Raw genomic sequence first — 16,484 nt, forward strand, 5'->3', positions numbered from 1 at the left:
AGGCATGCATTAATAATAATATTACTACTTCTTTACAATCTTATAGGTTTTAGTTGTTTTATCCAGATTCACCTTTATAACATATACGCCGGCATCTAATTCAGCCAAATTCACCTCGGCTAAACCATTGTTGTTTTTTATTTTATTTGCGAATAGCGTTTTGCCCTGAAGATTGCGCACCTCTATCCCAACAAGTGTGGATGTATTGCCATTGAGGTTTATCTTTAATACATCGGTAAACGGGTTTGGATAAAATGTTACATCCCCGCTTACAACAAAGTTTTTCTTAAATACTCCCTGGCATTCTTTATCGGTACTTATTGATAATTCATTGTTGCCGGTTTGCAATGATAATAACATATCGCCGGTTGTATTAGTATAGGACGCACCATTAAATTGCACCTGGTATTGCGTTGCGCCCTCCATTTTCAGTGTGAGCATATTGGTAGCTTTATCGGCAATTGCAAATACAGCAAGATCCTGGGGCTCGGTGATCACCAAGGTATAGCATTGTTTAATATTACTGCCATCAATGGTTATACAGGCTTGGTACGAGCTTGCCTGTAAGTTACCAACTGACAGTTCAGCGGTGAAGCCCTTGGTTAAATTCACACCATTCCCGGTTATAGTGGCAGTGTAGTTCAAAGGTATATCAGCATTAATATTTATACTACCGTTGTTGCTGTTCTTACAGGTTTCTGAAGTTGCAGATACTTTAAAATTAGTAACCGGAATATCATCTACACTATTAAACAAGTTAGTGAGCAAATTAACTTTTCCGGTAGTCATGTAAACAATATCAGGGTAACCGTCTTTATTCATATCACTTACCAGGGCATTAATTAACATGGGTATGGCATTAGCATCGGTATACTGCTGAATGTTAGTAAATGCTTCTTTATTGATATTATTATTTATTACCTGGTTACGCAGCAATATTATATTGTTATTGTTAACGCAAAAAATATCCGGTCTTCCGTCACTATCAAAGTCACCGATGCCAATGGATGAAGATTCATTATTGTCTATAGATAGCTTTAATGATAAAGGCGCTGCAACCTTAATTAAGCCCGCGGTACTCTGGTTCAGAAAAATAACTATTGTACCTGCATTGTAGCTAATTAATTCAGGTTTGCCATCATTATTAACATCCCCGGCAATTAAATTGCTTGAATTAAGCTCACTTACCAATACCGAAGGCTCAAATGCAATCGTATCCTTTACCAACAAACCTTTGTTTCGTATAGCTTTGATAACATTTTTATCGTTCACAGTTTCACGATAAACAATATCATTCCAGCCGTCTCCGTCGAAATCTGTGATTAAAAAGTTCAATTGCTGCCCCAAACCGGCAATGCCATCGGGCAATTTTTGTTTAAGGAATGGACTAAAACTTATATTGCCCCTACCTGACTGATTTAAATATAAATTGAAGGTGTTTTTCGCAAAACTGCCGGCTACAATGTCGGGTTTACCATCATTATTTATATCAGCTATGCTGTAAGAGTTTTCGTTGGAACCAACAAGAATTACATTTCTAAAAGTATACCCACACTCTTCGTTATACTGATTTTCATACAGCATCAGCCCGTTGGCGGTTTTTAAAAGAATATCATCTTTGCCATCGCCATCAATATCTGATGTGGATAGGTTCGTTGCAAAAAAGGGAGCATTTACCTCTCCCACCTTTACAAAGTTTAGCGGGTTTCCTAACTTATCTGTACCTGTGCCTTTGTAAATATTTATAACTGAAACCTGTGATGTAGATTTAAGAACCAGCATTTCTTTCTCATTATCTCCATCCAAATCGGCCAATACCAAAGGTCCTGTATCATCGGTGGCAAGTAACTGCCGTGTGCTGCCGAATGTATTTGCGCTAAAATCAAATCCTTTGCCATCACCCGCCAACGGTGCAAATACCCTTGCCGATTTGGCATAAAGCCTTGTAGTATTGTCAACTACTTTTATTGACTGCTGCAAAGCTCCTTTGGGCACCTTTGCAGTAATACTTGTTTCTGTTATACGATCAATTTGGGCTTTTTGCGCTCCAAAGTATACTACGCTTGCAGTTGTATTAAAATTATTGCCATTTATAGTAACAACTTCTCCTGCCTTAGCCGCGGCAGGGCTAAACGACGTTATTGCCGGCGCAATATCATTTTCGGCCGATGCAGCTACATTTTCATATATCTGAAACGCTAACCGATAGTTTTCAAACATCACTATTTCAGGTTTACCATCATTGTTCAGATCTTGAAAGCCTAAAACATCGGGAGTATATATTTTACCATTATCAAGACCTTCAAGTTGCGGAAAAGCTATATAATCTTTATAATTAAATGGTTTATCGCTACCGGGCAGATGCTGATAAATGAGCATAGAATCGGCCTGATCACTATGCCCCGGTTCTTTTTCTTTTATGAAGTCAAGCAAGCCGTCGCCATTAATGTCAGCATAATTAGTCCCAAAATCTCCGACATAGCCAACCGACACCTTAGAGCCAAATGTTAAGGGCTGACCGGGCTTGGTTATATTTTTATAAAAATCCTCATTAATATAAGCATCGGGCTTATTATCATTATCAAGATCAATAAATTTTAAAAGCTCTGTTTGGGGTAAATTGGTAGAAACTCTGATAAATAAGGAATCGCTTAAAGAGCCCGGTTTATTCTTGTTTTTAAAAACAGAGAAATATTCGTTGCTAACAAGCGGATAAGTGATTAACTCCTGTTTGCCATCCCCATCCAAATCTGCCAGTTGTGATGAAGCAAAATTGCCGGGCAACTTCATCATATTGTAGGTACTTAATTGATCAGATACCTCGGTAAGGCCATTTCTAACAACCATTAAGCCGTCATTAAAATAGTCACTGCGCCCATCTTGGTCAATATCGGCCAGGTAAAATTCTTTGCCAACGGAATAACGCGATTTTATAGTAATTATCTGTGCCGGCTTAAACACCAGTTTTCCTTTAACCGATGCATTAATAAAACAGGTTAACTCATATGCATCGTTAAGTATACGTGTTGGAATAAGTACATCAGTAAGCCCATCGGCATTAACATCACTAAGCCGAAAATTCTCCATTAAACCATTTCCAATTTTGTATGGTGTTTCAAGGGTATTACAATCTATTGGTTTTAAAAGCCCTTTATTACGCCTTATTTCAATCCCGTTTTCGTCGGCGGCGTATACAATATCTACAAACCCATCGCCATCAAAATCGGCAAACTGGGCCATTCGCACGTTATGTTCAGAATTAATTATCTTGAGCCTGAAGTCGCGTTTGCTGATTTGCCGGGGCACTTTAAGCACAGCATTAAACAGCACCGTAGTTGATATTGAACGACGCTCACTTTTATTCAGCACAGTTATTGCCCCGCGGATGGCGCCGGCCGGTATTATTGCCTTTACAACAGTATCGTTAAACGATGTTACTTTGGCTTCGCGGCCTGCAATGTAAATTTTCGCAGCCCCGGTGCCATCCATCAGGTTGCGCCCTTTTATAGTAAGTGTACTGCCCATGGCGGCCCGTAATGGAGAAAACGAACTTACAAACGGAACATTTGCAGGTTTATAGCGTATCAGTTGTAAATTACCTGTTAAAACATCTGTTAAAACAAGATCGGGCATACCATCGTTATTAAGATCCTGTATTTTTAAAAACACAGCCGGCATTTTAAGGCCCAGTCTTATTTCATCGTCAAACCAGGTTGCCTTTGGCTTATCTGTAGCAGCTATATTTTTTAATATGGACACAGTTTGATCGCTGTTGGCCGTGGCAAGGTCTATTTTTCCATCACCGTCAAAATCGGCTACTTCAATACCTCTTGTATCATTACCTATTGTAAGCTTCTCTTTTAAATTGAATGCCTCTGTAGTAATTACGCCATTTGCTAACAGGTTATTTTTGTATACATAAAGCTCATTTTTAGGATATACACAATAAATGAGCTCGGGTTTGTCATCGCCATCTATATCAGTCACTGCAAAACGATATGGAGCATCAGCAAATTTAAGATCGACCCTCACTAACGATGCTGCACCTAATTGCCCGTTGCTGATACGGTTTTCAAAAACAAACAGTTGTCCATTGCCAATGGCTATTACTTCAGGCTTGTTATCGCCGTTCATATCAGCTATTTCAAGCTGATCATAACTTTTTCCGTTAGTTTCATAATCAACACTTAAGTTAAATGAAGATGCCGATATATCGCCGGGAAGTGTGCTATTCTTTAATATTTGTAATAAACCATTATTACCTTGGTATATGATATCCGGCTTCCCATCGCTATCTAAATCACCTATTGCCGAACTGTAAGCAGATGCATTATAAGGTAATAATACATTTTGAAATGATGAAGCCGAAATGTTAACTCCGGTGGAAATATTATGGCAAACAATTATTTTACCCTCGGCAGTAAAGATTACTATATCTGTTTTGCCATCTCCATCCATGTCGCGTATGATGGCCTTTCGCGGTTTACCCGGCAGCGGTATCTCAAATTGGGTATTAAAAGCATCATCAAAAGAAGCGCTGTTAACAGCATTCAAAAGAACAGCCAGTTTTTGCGCATTGAAATCTGCCGTAATAAGATCTTGCTTTCCGTCATTGTTGATATCGCCAATGTTAGTAGATATTGAAGATACTGACGTTATGTTTGTAGCAATCTCTAAGTTTGAACCGATCAACGGATTTTTAAGCGGAAAGGTGTTATAAAAAGGCTTATAGGCAGTACTTTGTAATCCTTTATTTAAATTAAGTACCGTAATATTACTACTCCCGGCACCAACCGGTACCTCAACAGTTATTTTACCGCTATTTGCAGAAAGCAATTTAGCTTTCACACTACCAAACATTACCATATTTTTAGCAGCACTGTTATCAAAGTTATTTCCGTTGATAGTAACTACGCTACCCGCGTTGCCCTTTTGTGGATTAAAAGAGGTGATAACAGGAGCTTGCCCAAAAAGGCGCCCGGCAAAAAAGAAAAAGATAAATGAAAATGTAAGTTGTAAAAATTTTATCATGAATATTTAATGTGGTAAGGTTACAGAATACAGCATTATCGCAAAGCTCAATTTCCAGTCGGTAACAAAATAATGAATAAAAACGTTTAAATACCAATGAATAACAAAAGTTAAACATTAATTAACAACCCTAATTGCAGTTACAGCATGCGGTATTTAAATAATGATGACATACATAAAATATCATCAGGTTTATTTACAAGGAAGGCCGTGTTTTATTAAAGCATTGGAAGTTTGGGTGATCAGTAAATTACGAGTACAGGCATAGCTCTTTTGGCACAATTTAAAAACTTTACAGGCGGATATTAAGCTTATGAGATGTTAATAACTGCCTGTATTTACCTTATGCTCAACCAATTATTATTTCTATTTTTGTCTCACTTAATTAATTTAAATTCATGAATAAGTTTTTAACTGCTATGTTTTTTTTAAGCATAGCTTTTTTAGGGGTACATGCGCAGCAGCCACAGTATACCCGTTCGGTTCTTACAAGCGGCGTGCATCCCGGCACGGTCACATTGTCAGATGGTCAGATACTTACCGGTTATGTATCAAACAATAATTACACCCGTAACCAGGATGAGTGTATTTTTTATACCGATTACAATGATCAACGAACCAGGAAAATATATAAACCTAAAGATATTGCCGGTTATTCAATTGAAAACGATCGTTATAAAAGCGTACCATACAGTGGTAATATTGCCTTTGGAAAGGCAGATCTGCATTTTTTGTATATCATTAAACCGGGAGCTATCAACACTTTAATCTATTATATTGACGGTGGAGAACAGCCCGTATGGCAAAAGGGCAATGATGCTCCTGTAAGTAATTCGTTGTTACTTTTTAGTTTTAAAAAGAATATTTTAAAGCTTGTGGGCGATAATGCGGAAATTGCCGGCAAAATAGATCGTAAAGAGAGCGGATATAACCTAACCGGTATTAAAAACATAATTAACGAATACAACACCTGGGCGGCAGCACAAGTTAAATAATAGTGTTTTTAAACCTAAACCCATACTTATAATGAAAATAGTTAATGGCATGCTGGCCCTGCTTATTGCATGCTGCGCCCAGTCTTCAATTGCTCAAAAGCTAAAAACTGAAGTTGTAAATTACAGTTATAATTTACCTCCATCTGTCCCGATAAAGGGCATCACCAATTACCAGGTTAAGTTTGAACCTGCCTATGAGGCCCGTAATCAACAATTAATAAAAGAGTATCAGGAGCCGTTACAGGCAGCCCGGGATAAATATCGTACCGAATCTGCTGAATATCCCAAATTGCTAAAAGCCGCAAACGACAGGTATGACAAAGAATTGGCTGTATACAACAAAAAATCGTTAGGTAAAAAACTTACTGAAGGTGCATTGTTAAATAGTGGCAAACCGGTGCGCGAAGTAATACCTCGGCCTTACATTACCGAGGTTGCAAAGCCAGTTTTACAATCAAGCTATGATTACGGAATGATAGCCGATACCTATGTACAATTGCAGGGGTACGAAAAAAACCCGGCTAATGCCTTGAAAATTTTGGTTTTGATGTATGGTTATGACCATACCGTTCCCCGAACTATGGATCAGCAAACCGACAACCTGAGTATTGGCGGCAGCACCGGCACCCGTACTTATAAAGCCACTTTATACCACACCGAATTTTCGTATCGGCACCCTATGGCCGTAAAGGTTTTTACGCCCGACGGCAAGGAGGTATTGAGCCTTACGCCACCGGAACTTAACAGCTATAAAGTATATAAAAGTGCTGAAACCGACCAGCCTAAACGTATAAATACTGAGCTGCTGATAAAAACCAATGAAGAAAAGGTATTACAGGATAACCTGAAATTTCTGAACACTTTATTGAATGATAAGTTTGCCTTTTCTAAAGTATCACGGGCGGCAACCTTATATTATATCAAAAATGGCGACAATGGTTATACCGACCTTACAACTGCATTTAATGAGGCTTCAGCCGGATTACTGACATTGCAAACCGACGCAGCTAATGCCCGTACCAAACTGCAAAAGGCTGCCGATATATGGAACACTGCTTTAAAAGAATCTGATCTTTTAAATAAAAAGGCTCGTATTAATAAAGACATCACGCTCGGCATTTATTTCGACCTGCTGGAGGTGTATTTAGCACTTGGCGATGTAATAAACGGGCAAGCATCATTAGATAAGATCAATAGCATGAGCCTCAGCAACGATGATAGACGTAACAAGCTGCAATTTGATATGCTTTTTGCCGAACTTAAAAACAGACAACAACACAATTAAAAGAATAATCAATTATGAAATATTTATTATACCTGGTAACATTAGCTTTTTGTACTCATGCTACTGCACAAATAAAGGTTACCCAAGGCAGTAACAGCCAGCCATTCACACTTACAAAACACCCTTCATTTTCATCATACAGTAATGCTACTGCCAACTACTTTATAACAAGCCGCACCGAGCATTTTGAGAATATCAACAATATGGTTGTAGCCGATAAAACCGGTAATATCATTGCAGCTAATGATGTTAGGTTAAATATGGGCGTATTCAACAATACTTATGGGGTTGATAAATTAATTGTAACCGGCAACGGGCCTGTGGTTTTTGTTGAAAATCATAGCAAAGCAGCTTTAAAAAATACATTTTCAGTGCGTTCTGTAGATAATAACGGTACAATAAGCAATACTGAAACGGTTATTGGCGTTATCGACTTTTTAAAGATGTCTAATCCCGGTAAATGGTATGTGGCTTTATCGCCCGATCATAAACATATTGCTGTTGTGGCACAAAGCCCGCATCAAAAAAACATCCCCGATCAATTTACTTATTACCTGCTTGATGAAAATTTTAAAGAGACAGGCAAAGGGCAATTTAGTTTTGCCGGAAACACGAAAGAAATAAGCGTATGGGACTTTTTAGCCTCTGATAAAGGTGATCTTTATTTGCTGTCTGAAGATTACGATCAATCGTACAAATTACCAATGATTTATAAATACAGTATTAATGGCCAACCAACAATTATCCCTGTTTTATTACCCGATCCTAAATTGCGTAACCTAAGTTATACTTATAAGGTTAACCCGGATGGTGATTTAATTATAGCCGGTTATACGCAAAAAAAACAAAGTTTTACAGCAGGTGACGTTCAGGCTACAGGCACTTATCTTTTTACAACAGCAAAACCTGCAGAGCCTAAAATATTTGCCTTTGAAAAACCGGTGACCAATATGACAGCCATTAATATAATTTTCAACGGTGATACATTTTATTTGATTGGTGAACAATTTAAAGAAGAAAAGGAACAATTTAAAGGCAATGCCTTATCTGCAGCTGCGCTTGATGATGTTTATAACTACCAGCACAACGATGTAGGCGTTACCGGCTTTAGCGCCGCTTTTGTTAAAAAATTCGACATATTTATGTCGCGTAAATGGGTTGGCCACGAGTACGATCAGGATTTGGCAATAGCATCAGGTATAATGAACAACAAACTGGCGCTCATTTACAATGATGAGTATGGCAAGTATATTGATGATAAGTTTCGCCGTTACACTAAATTGCCGGTCGCGGTTTTGATAACAAACGACGGTTTGATGGAAACACCTGTAAACTTTGCAAAACAACTTGATGTTGTAGTTAGCACTTACACGCTTTACCCGCAATTTTTTAATAACAGCGATGGTAAAATGGTATTGATAAGCGGCAATATGCAATCCGTTAAAACAGTGTCATTCCAATAATTTATAATCCTTTTAACATTACTCATTCATACTTATAGCTATAAGTGTGAATGAGTAATTAGGCTATATGCAGGCCATTTGCATCAACTGTGAGAACCTCGCTCATATAATTGAGAAAAGGGCGCATGTGTTGCACAGATTGATCTGCTAATTGCAGAAAGTTATCCGACAGTACTTCGCTGTCAGTAAATCTGCGCATCACCAAATATTGTTTATAGCGAAGCAAATCAATTGCTTCATGAGTGCTATCATACCCCTTCGGACTGGTTTTAAGCTGCTCCCCCTGAAGCTGACCGAACTCGGTAACAAAGTTTTTTTGGCCGATGATTTTTCGTAAAGGTGTGGCATCAAAAGCGATGTCTTCCCTAATTAGCTTTAAATCCTGCGCGTTTGGGCCCCAAAAGCCACAAAGTATAAAGCTTTTATCACCCGGCTCCAAATGATAATAATAACCACCCCGCCGGTGTTTACCTGCCCTTTTGTAACGTCCGCCCCAATAAGTGCTAAAAGGCGTTTTATCTTTAGAAAAACGCACATCCCTGTAAATGCGATAAAGACTTTTAGCACCGCTGGTGGTTTCGAGTACATCATGCTTATTTATCGCTTGTAAAAGGCTATCAGCAAAACCAGCAATATATGCTGCCTGTTGCTGATAAACAGCTTTATTAGCCGCAAACCAGTCGCGGTTGTTATTTGCCTTCAGCAGTTTAATAAAGTCAAATGCGGATGATGGTATTAAAACAGTGTTCATTTATTTGCCAAGATATATAAATTGTGCCTTACAGCATTCGTTTGCCTATATTTAACAAGCGGGAAAAATTGTACTGCTGCAATATAATGGGGCAAACATTGTATATCATGTTTGCCAAAAACACCAATAAAGCAATTACATATTGCTGGTGGATAAGTGCATAAATACTTGTTAAAATAAAGAACACCAGGCATAAAAAATGAAAACGTTCGTACATTATTATAGTGGCCTTGTATTGCATTGCCCCAAACCTGTTGCTTATTACCGGCGTATCATTTTTAAACCAATCGCCGTTTTGTACAAACTTACGAATGAAGCGTGCCCCGGCTTTCACATAAAATTTAGGATTTTGGCTAAGTTGTAACCACCCGGATGGAATAAGCAGACTTAAAAAACTAACGGCAATTAAATACCAACACATGGTTAATGCGTCCGCTTTAAGCCAATAATAAACTACCGGTGCAAAGCAAAGTATCGTCCAAAAGAAGTTGACCAATTGCCCCATAAAGCCAAGATAAATAATATAAAGCTATCACAGTATTTATATACTGCTGCCATTAACTATGGCAATTTTATTTTTCGTAGTATTTGTAACCTATCATTTTTACTGCCTTCACTACCCTGTTTTTATGCGAAACCCGAAAAACAAGCATCATGTATTCATCCGATTCGGTATCAATAAACCCCATCTGAAAACCATGAAGTTTTAATATTTTTTGATACTGTTCCAGTACGCCATCATATGAAACAGATGCATCATTATGCCAAGTTGTTGTTGCCGGCAGCTGAAAAGCCACATTGTAATTTTTTTTCAAGGCGACAGAAATACGCCATTTGAGGGTTGAAATATCCGCTTTCCAATCTATACTCATTATATAAGGGATATGATGATCGTCTGCAAATTCGGCAATGCTGTATAATGGTTCGCCACTGCCTCCCGAAACATCTTTTGTATTGAGTTTGTTAATAAACGGCGTCAATATTTTATGATAATCCGGTTTTGTTACTTCGCGCATAAGTTGCAAATAGCCTGTTGTTACTTGCCGGCTAACCTGCCCGGTTATAAAAAGTTGCTCCTTTTTAACACCCGGAACAAAATCACTACAATGCAAACGCTGCGGCAAAAAAATATAAAAGCTGGTCAGCAAGGTTAAAAAACATATAGTTTTCCTTGACATTACTTTTTTCATAAGTAACAGATTTACCGTTTATTAATACAACAAGTAAAATGTATTGTTTTAAGCAACCACTAACTTTTGCTTCTTCTATAATTATGGGGTATTTTTTCTACAATAAAATCAATGTTTTATTGCCCAAAACGTTTAATTCGTTCAAATTATTCATCATCTATGCAAAAAGCGCTGTTGAAAGAAATCGGTATCAATATTGTATAACGTATATCGCATACACCAACAATCATTATGAAAAAGAACATACTTGTTATCGAAGACGACCCGGCTATGCTGGATTCTATCGGTAAACTATTAGCTTTTAAACAAATTGAATATATTGGAATAGCCGGAACAAACAATATCCTGAAAACCCTTGCAGAAAGCCAGCCGGATCTGGTACTTACAGATTATGCCTTGCCAGGCATGAATGGCGGAATGATTTGTAAAACAATTAAAAACACACCATCGCTTGCGCATATTCCGGTTATTTTAATGACAGCCTATCATAAAGAGGCAATTGCTTTAGGGCATTTTGGAAACGATGGATACCTCGCAAAGCCTTTCGATAACAGAAAACTGTTAAAAATGATAGATAAACTTTTGAATTAAGCTTTAATATAAGGCAAATAATATTGCGGCATTCAACAACTTGAGTATAGCTTTTAAAGTTCCAATTTGAAAGATGTACCATTGAAGGTTACCAGTCCTGTTCCTTCTGTACCAAACCATAAGCGGCCCAGTTTATCTTTAAAAATAGTATTGACAACATCACTCGGAAGACCATCTTTTACTGTGTAATTAGTTAAATTCTTTCCGTCAAATCGCCATACACCTGCATCTATAGTCCCTATCCACAAATTGCCTGTTTTATCTTCGGCAATTGTCCAAACTCGCGCCATTGTTCCGGGATTGGATTTGACTGATAAACTCCCTTTTTTCATAAACTCAGGGTTTCCTAATTTATGTTGCGCTGTAAAGTTCACTAATGTTTTCCCATCATATTTGAATAAACCATAACCATTGTTACCAAACCAAAGGTTTCCGTGTTTATCTTCATATATAGCCCGTACAGCCGGTCCGGATAACCCTTTATCGGTAAACCAGGTAAAAGTTTTTCCGTTAAAGCGGCAAACACCTTTGGTTTGCGTACCAAACCAAACATTCCCCTTGCTATCTTTAAAAGTATAATATACCGCATAGGCACTCAACTGTTCGGGCGATAAGCCGGCAGCAACCGTTTCAGGAAACGGCAGGTAAGTAAAAGTGCTATCACTGTAACGGTATGCACCCGCGCCTGCGCCAAACCAAAGATCATCGGGTTTTAATTGCCAAACACTGGTAAGATGACTTGTAAACTGCAGCTTATCATTAGATGTGAATGTTTTGAAGTACTTGCCATCAAATCTGGATACTTCGTACCCACCTGTACCAAACCATAGGTTTCCGGCTTTATCCTGCTGTATGGATTGCACCTGATTACCTGTCAAGCCATCCTGATGAGTGTACTGGATTATTTTTTTTCCATCGTATTTATAAACACCATAGCCATCTGAACCAAACCAATAGTTCCCCTCCGAATCCTGGTAAATAACACGGATGTTTTTAATTGAGCGATTTGTTAAGGTATTTTCTAAAAATGCAGCGCCATTTCCCTTTTGTATTAGATTGGTATTGCTTGTGGTATCGGCCGGTTCTTTACCGCTATTAGTATTACAACATACTATCAGTAAACATACAGGTAGTTTTAAATATTTCCATAAATGAATAAACGCAATTTCCTTCATGATACAATTAGGTTTCAGGTTAAAAACAGATTATCATTATCTGATTTATAATACCGGTAATGACCGCAAACGTATAATTTAGTATCAGAGTTTTGGTTAAGAATTATGTAAATAAAAATGTAAAATCTGTAAAAATTAGCCCTACAGATAATATACTTCGAAAGAAATGCTTGTTTAGTAGCAGAACAAAAACGTTCGTATTTTCGCAAGAAACATCAAAACCAATTTGCGAAATGCTGGTTTATCCCATCACATAAAACTAATATTATCTATCATAAATAATAGTTACTATCTTTCTCCACAAATAATAACGAATGCTGACAATCAATAATTACGAAGAATACGCCGCGCATTTAGGGAAAGATATGGGTTTTTCTCAATGGCACACGATAGACCAGGAGCAAATTAACAAGTTTGCCGACGCTACCTTAGACCATCAATGGATACATGTAGATGAAGAAAAGGCAAAAACCGAAGGCCCGTTCAAGTCAACCATCGCGCACGGCTATTTAACATTAGCATTGATACCATACTTGTGGAAACAGATAGCTGACGTACGTAATATTAAAATGGAGATCAATTACGGCATCGAGTCTTTCAAGTTTGGCCAGGCTGTATTGGTAAATAATGAGGTGCAGTTAAAGGCTAAACTAAAATCTATCGCTAACTTAAGGGGCACTACCAAAGTGGTAATTGAAGCTACCCTTAATATTAAAGATCAAACTAAACCCGCCTATACTGGCGATGTGGTATTTTTATATCACTTCATTTAATATATAAACAACCAACTTACTGAACCGATAATGGAAAAGTTTACCCTGAAAAAGATAGACGTCTCCACTAATCAGTAAAATAAATTATGCCGTCCGGTGCAACAACTTGCCGGGCGGCTTATAAAATATTCTTCCTGCCCCACTCTGCCAGCAAATTCATTATATCATTAAGCGAACGGCCTTTTTCAGTTAAGGTATATTCAACCTTTGGTGGCACAACCGCATATACTTTACGATTTATAATACCATCGGCTTCCAGCTCTTTTAAATGCCGCGATAATACCTTTAACGCTATGCCCGGAATTGTTTTATGCAGTTCCCCAAACCGTTTCGGCCCGGTGATCAGCAACCAGATAATAACTGGTTTCCACTTACCTCCTACTATGCCAATCGCCGCTGTTATGGGGCAATCGCAAACCGGTATGTCTTTTTTTTCAATTATCTGATTATCTAACATATTGACATTCAATATTAGTGACAAAAGTGTCAATACTTGACAATTGTGCCATTACTTGACAAAAGTAAAGTATTGAACTAATATTGTCAAAAAAAGCTGTTATGAAAATTATTATTGTAGGTGCTACAGGCACTATTGGAAAACATGTAAGCGCCGCCTTACAGAAAGATCATGAGATATTAAAGGCAGGTTCAAAAAGCGGCGATTTGCAGGTAGATATCTCATCGCCCGAATCGATAGAAAACTTCTACAAGCACGCCAGGGAATTTGATGCCTTGGTTTGCGTAAGCGGCGATGGTCACTTTGGCCCTTTATCCGGTATGACTGATGCCGATTTTAAAGTTGGTGTAAACAGTAAATTGATGGGACAGGTAAACCTGGTACTTATAGGCCAGCATTATATTAATTCTAAAGGCTCGTTTACGCTAACCTCTGGCTCACTGGCTGAAGACCCGGTATTGCTGGGCGCCAATTTAAGTACCATGAATGGCGCCATCAATGGTTTTGTACATGGTGCTGCTATTGAGTTGGAGAACGGGGTACGCATTAATGCCGTAGCACCCGGAGTGGTAGAAGAGTCTCCTGTATATTTCCCATTTTTTCCGGGGCACATACCTGTTTCAATGAATAGGGTTACGCAAGCCTATATTAAAAGTGTATTAGGTGCACAAACCGGTCAGGTGTTTAAAGTAATTTAACAATTCTGTTCATCGGTATAACCCAACCAGGCAGGTGTGTCGGCAGTATTTGCCTGGTTGGGTTTAAAACTTACAACACATATAATTTCGTATCCCGAAGAATTTGCTTAATATAGTCGGTTATTTAACCGATGGCTTTTGCCGGTTGTATTGTCAATTATCTCACAATTCAATTTTTAATATGCGCGCTATTTCCTGGGCCGACCTTTTGGTGTTCTTCGTTTACTTTATTATAGTGGCTGTTTATGGCTACATGGTGTACCGCCGCAAAAAGGCGGAAACCAATTCAAGTTCGCACAGCTTCTTTTTGGCCGAAGGGTCGTTAACGTGGTGGGCCATCGGCGCATCTATCATCGCGTCAAATATTTCGGCCGAGCAATTCATCGGCATGAGCGGCGACGGCTTCTTTGCCGGTATAGCGGTGGCTATTTACGAGTGGGTTGGCGCGGCCGCGCTTATTATTGTGGCGGTTTTTTTTATGCCGGTGTATATCAAAAACCGCATCTACACCATGCCGCAGTTCCTGCAAGACAGGTATAACAGCGGCGTAGCATTGGTAATGTCTATCTTTTGGCTGTTCCTGTATGTGTTTATCAACCTTACGGCTATACTATATCTTGGCGCGCTGGCTATTAACAGTTTACTTGGCGGGCAATACTTCCACGAGATCCTGATCGCGCTGGCCATTTTCGGGGTGATCATAGCGTTGGGCGGGATGCAGGTGGTTGGCTATACCGATGTGATACAAGTAGCAGTGCTCATCATCGGCGGACTGGCAATTACCTACCTGTCGCTTACCATTGTGAGCGATAAGTTCGGCTTTGGCAGCAACGCGTTCATGGGTTTCAAAATGCTGCTGAAAGACGCGCCTGATCACTTCCATCTCATTTTTAAAAAACCCGCGCCGGGCGCCTCTATGGAAACCATAAGCAAGTACCTTATACTGCCCGGTTTTGCCATGTATGCAGGCGGTCAGTGGATAAGCAACCTCAACTATTGGGGTTGTAACCAGTACATAACACAGCGTGCGTTAGGTGCCAATATCCATACCGCGCGTACCGGTATTTTATTCGCCAGTTTTTTAAAAATACTGATGCCTGTAATTGTAATGCTGCCGGGTATTGTGGCCTTCGTATTATATAAAAACGGACACCTGCCACAACTTGCCAACGGTAAAGACGGCGCTTATTCGGCCATATTATCTTTCCTTCCATCGGGCTTGAAAGGACTTTCGCTGGCAGTATTAACGGCTGCTATCGTGGCATCATTAGCGGGTAAAGTGAATAGTATAGCTACCATTTTCACGTTGGATGTTTACAAAAAATACCTGAACGTACAAGCCCCAGAACGTAAAATGGTATGGATGGGCAGGATAGTCATTATAGCGAGTTTACTGATCTCAGTTATACTTACCTGGAACGATACTTTGGGCATAGGCCGGTCCGGTGGTTACACCTTCGTGCAAAAATATTCGAGCTTTGTTAGTCCGGGTGTGCTGGCTACCTTTTTATTGGGTATGTTTTGGAAACGCACTACGGGCGAAGCCGCCGTTATTGGTATTATTACCGGCTTAGTGGCTTCGGTATTCTTTAATAAGTTTGCCGTAAGCGTACTGGGTAGCGAAACATGGTTGTACACCGCCTTTAAAAACCCTGCCGGGGAAATGGAAATCCCATTCTTTATATCATTGAGCTGGTCGTTCTTACTTACCTTTTTTGTGATGATAGGCATCAGTTTAGCCCGACCGCAGGCACAGGTTAAAACCATACAGGTTGACGCCGGTATGTTTAAACTGAAAGGTTCATCAATAATTGGTATCGCTATTATATTGCTGCTGCTATCGGTTATTTATGTGCGCTTTTGGTAGTTTTAGCTGAAAGGTAAAAGGGGAAAGGTTAAAGGTAAAAGCAGAAAGCTGAAAGCAAAAAGTATTTTTGCCGACGCTTGGCTCCGGCCAAGTGTCAGTTATTACCCGGCCTCCGGCCGTTCGTAAAACATAGTTGGTATAAAACTGCGGCGGGACGCTGCGGGATAGCCGACACTCGGCCGGAGCCAAGTGTCGGCATCATCTTTTT

13 protein-coding genes are annotated in these 16,484 nt (G+C 39.1%); 7 read left to right on the top strand and 6 right to left on the bottom strand.

Annotation, left to right across the window (positions count from 1 at the left end; translation table 11 throughout):
- Positions 1 to 24: 24 nt before the first annotated feature.
- Positions 25 to 5,031, bottom strand: a complete 5,007-nt coding sequence (locus tag ABD894_RS05235) for an FG-GAP-like repeat-containing protein (RefSeq protein ID WP_345209936.1) — start codon at positions 5,029 to 5,031, stop codon at positions 25 to 27.
- A 398-nt stretch (positions 5,032 to 5,429) separates the two neighbouring features.
- On the opposite strand from ABD894_RS05235, the gene ABD894_RS05240 reads away from it, so the two are divergent.
- From ABD894_RS05240 to ABD894_RS05250, 3 genes are read left to right on the top strand one after another with little or no spacing between them, the layout of a single operon-like run.
- Entirely contained in the window at positions 5,430 to 6,026 is a 597-nt protein-coding gene (locus ABD894_RS05240) for a hypothetical protein (RefSeq protein ID WP_345209937.1), read from the top strand.
- Positions 6,027 to 6,057: 31 nt separating this feature from the next.
- Entirely contained in the window at positions 6,058 to 7,311 is a 1,254-nt protein-coding gene (locus ABD894_RS05245; protein WP_345209938.1) for a hypothetical protein, read from the top strand.
- A 14-nt stretch (positions 7,312 to 7,325) separates the two neighbouring features.
- The gene (locus ABD894_RS05250) at positions 7,326 to 8,774 is read left to right on the top strand and encodes a hypothetical protein (protein ID WP_345209939.1); all 1,449 of its coding nucleotides are present in this window, start codon (positions 7,326 to 7,328) and stop codon (positions 8,772 to 8,774) included.
- Between the two features lie 58 nt (positions 8,775 to 8,832).
- On the opposite strand, the gene ABD894_RS05255 is transcribed toward ABD894_RS05250, so the two are convergent.
- From ABD894_RS05255 to ABD894_RS05265, 3 genes are all read right to left on the bottom strand, one after another.
- The gene (locus ABD894_RS05255) at positions 8,833 to 9,525 is read right to left on the bottom strand and encodes a DUF2461 domain-containing protein (RefSeq protein ID WP_345209940.1); all 693 of its coding nucleotides are present in this window, start codon (positions 9,523 to 9,525) and stop codon (positions 8,833 to 8,835) included.
- 28 nt (positions 9,526 to 9,553) lie between these two features.
- On the bottom strand, positions 9,554 to 9,946 hold the full coding sequence (locus tag ABD894_RS05260) for a glycosyl-4,4'-diaponeurosporenoate acyltransferase CrtO family protein (RefSeq protein ID WP_345209941.1): 393 nt from the start codon (positions 9,944 to 9,946) through the stop codon (positions 9,554 to 9,556).
- A gap of 151 nt (positions 9,947 to 10,097) precedes the next feature.
- Entirely contained in the window at positions 10,098 to 10,541 is a 444-nt protein-coding gene (locus tag ABD894_RS05265; RefSeq protein WP_345209942.1) for a DUF6630 family protein, read from the bottom strand.
- Between the two features lie 405 nt (positions 10,542 to 10,946).
- Between ABD894_RS05265 and ABD894_RS05270 the strand changes: the two genes are divergently transcribed.
- Entirely contained in the window at positions 10,947 to 11,306 is a 360-nt protein-coding gene (locus tag ABD894_RS05270) for a response regulator (RefSeq protein ID WP_345209943.1), read from the top strand.
- A 53-nt stretch (positions 11,307 to 11,359) separates the two neighbouring features.
- Here the strand turns inward: ABD894_RS05270 and ABD894_RS05275 are convergent, their stop codons facing one another.
- A complete protein-coding gene (locus tag ABD894_RS05275; protein ID WP_345209944.1) occupies positions 11,360 to 12,481 on the bottom strand; it encodes a ligand-binding sensor domain-containing protein in 1,122 nt (373 codons plus the stop codon).
- Between the two features lie 314 nt (positions 12,482 to 12,795).
- Here ABD894_RS05275 and ABD894_RS05280 point away from each other — a divergent pair, with 314 nt between their 5' ends.
- Positions 12,796 to 13,254, top strand: a complete 459-nt coding sequence (locus ABD894_RS05280) for a MaoC family dehydratase (protein ID WP_345209945.1) — start codon at positions 12,796 to 12,798, stop codon at positions 13,252 to 13,254.
- Positions 13,255 to 13,372: 118 nt separating this feature from the next.
- Here the strand turns inward: ABD894_RS05280 and ABD894_RS05285 are convergent, their stop codons facing one another.
- Positions 13,373 to 13,711 carry a winged helix-turn-helix transcriptional regulator gene (locus tag ABD894_RS05285; RefSeq protein ID WP_345209946.1) on the bottom strand — a complete coding sequence of 113 codons (339 nt, stop codon included), beginning with the start codon at positions 13,709 to 13,711 and terminating at the stop codon, positions 13,373 to 13,375.
- A 101-nt stretch (positions 13,712 to 13,812) separates the two neighbouring features.
- Here ABD894_RS05285 and ABD894_RS05290 point away from each other — a divergent pair, with 101 nt between their 5' ends.
- Both ABD894_RS05290 and ABD894_RS05295 read left to right on the top strand, forming a co-directional pair.
- Positions 13,813 to 14,409 (top strand): short chain dehydrogenase, encoded by a 597-nt coding sequence (locus ABD894_RS05290; RefSeq protein ID WP_345209947.1) that lies wholly within the window; start codon positions 13,813 to 13,815, stop codon positions 14,407 to 14,409.
- A 181-nt stretch (positions 14,410 to 14,590) separates the two neighbouring features.
- Complete coding sequence (locus ABD894_RS05295; RefSeq protein ID WP_345209948.1) at positions 14,591 to 16,276, top strand: sodium:solute symporter family transporter; 1,686 nt, start codon at positions 14,591 to 14,593, stop codon at positions 16,274 to 16,276.
- Positions 16,277 to 16,484: the final 208 nt, after the last annotated feature.

Origin of the sequence: Mucilaginibacter gynuensis (assembly GCF_039541195.1) — a bacterium.
GTDB classification, from domain to species: Bacteria; Bacteroidota; Bacteroidia; order Sphingobacteriales; family Sphingobacteriaceae; genus Mucilaginibacter; species Mucilaginibacter gynuensis.

Bases quoted from the DNA above. Each gene is read 5' to 3' on its own strand.
- ABD894_RS05275 (WP_345209944.1), bottom strand. From the start codon at position 12,481: ATGAAGGAAATTGCGTTTATTCATTTATGGAAATATTTAAAACTACCT.
- ABD894_RS05250 (WP_345209939.1), top strand. From the start codon at position 7,326: ATGAAATATTTATTATACCTGGTAACATTAGCTTTTTGTACTCATGCT.
- ABD894_RS05270 (WP_345209943.1), top strand. From the start codon at position 10,947: ATGAAAAAGAACATACTTGTTATCGAAGACGACCCGGCTATGCTGGAT.
- ABD894_RS05260 (WP_345209941.1), bottom strand. From the start codon at position 9,946: ATGTGTTGGTATTTAATTGCCGTTAGTTTTTTAAGTCTGCTTATTCCA.
- ABD894_RS05280 (WP_345209945.1), top strand. From the start codon at position 12,796: ATGCTGACAATCAATAATTACGAAGAATACGCCGCGCATTTAGGGAAA.
- ABD894_RS05285 (WP_345209946.1), bottom strand. From the start codon at position 13,711: ATGTTAGATAATCAGATAATTGAAAAAAAAGACATACCGGTTTGCGAT.
- ABD894_RS05265 (WP_345209942.1), bottom strand. From the start codon at position 10,541: ATGCGCGAAGTAACAAAACCGGATTATCATAAAATATTGACGCCGTTT.
- ABD894_RS05255 (WP_345209940.1), bottom strand. From the start codon at position 9,525: ATGAACACTGTTTTAATACCATCATCCGCATTTGACTTTATTAAACTG.
- ABD894_RS05235 (WP_345209936.1), bottom strand. From the start codon at position 5,031: ATGATAAAATTTTTACAACTTACATTTTCATTTATCTTTTTCTTTTTT.
- ABD894_RS05295 (WP_345209948.1), top strand. From the start codon at position 14,591: ATGCGCGCTATTTCCTGGGCCGACCTTTTGGTGTTCTTCGTTTACTTT.
- ABD894_RS05245 (WP_345209938.1), top strand. From the start codon at position 6,058: ATGAAAATAGTTAATGGCATGCTGGCCCTGCTTATTGCATGCTGCGCC.
- ABD894_RS05290 (WP_345209947.1), top strand. From the start codon at position 13,813: ATGAAAATTATTATTGTAGGTGCTACAGGCACTATTGGAAAACATGTA.
- ABD894_RS05240 (WP_345209937.1), top strand. From the start codon at position 5,430: ATGAATAAGTTTTTAACTGCTATGTTTTTTTTAAGCATAGCTTTTTTA.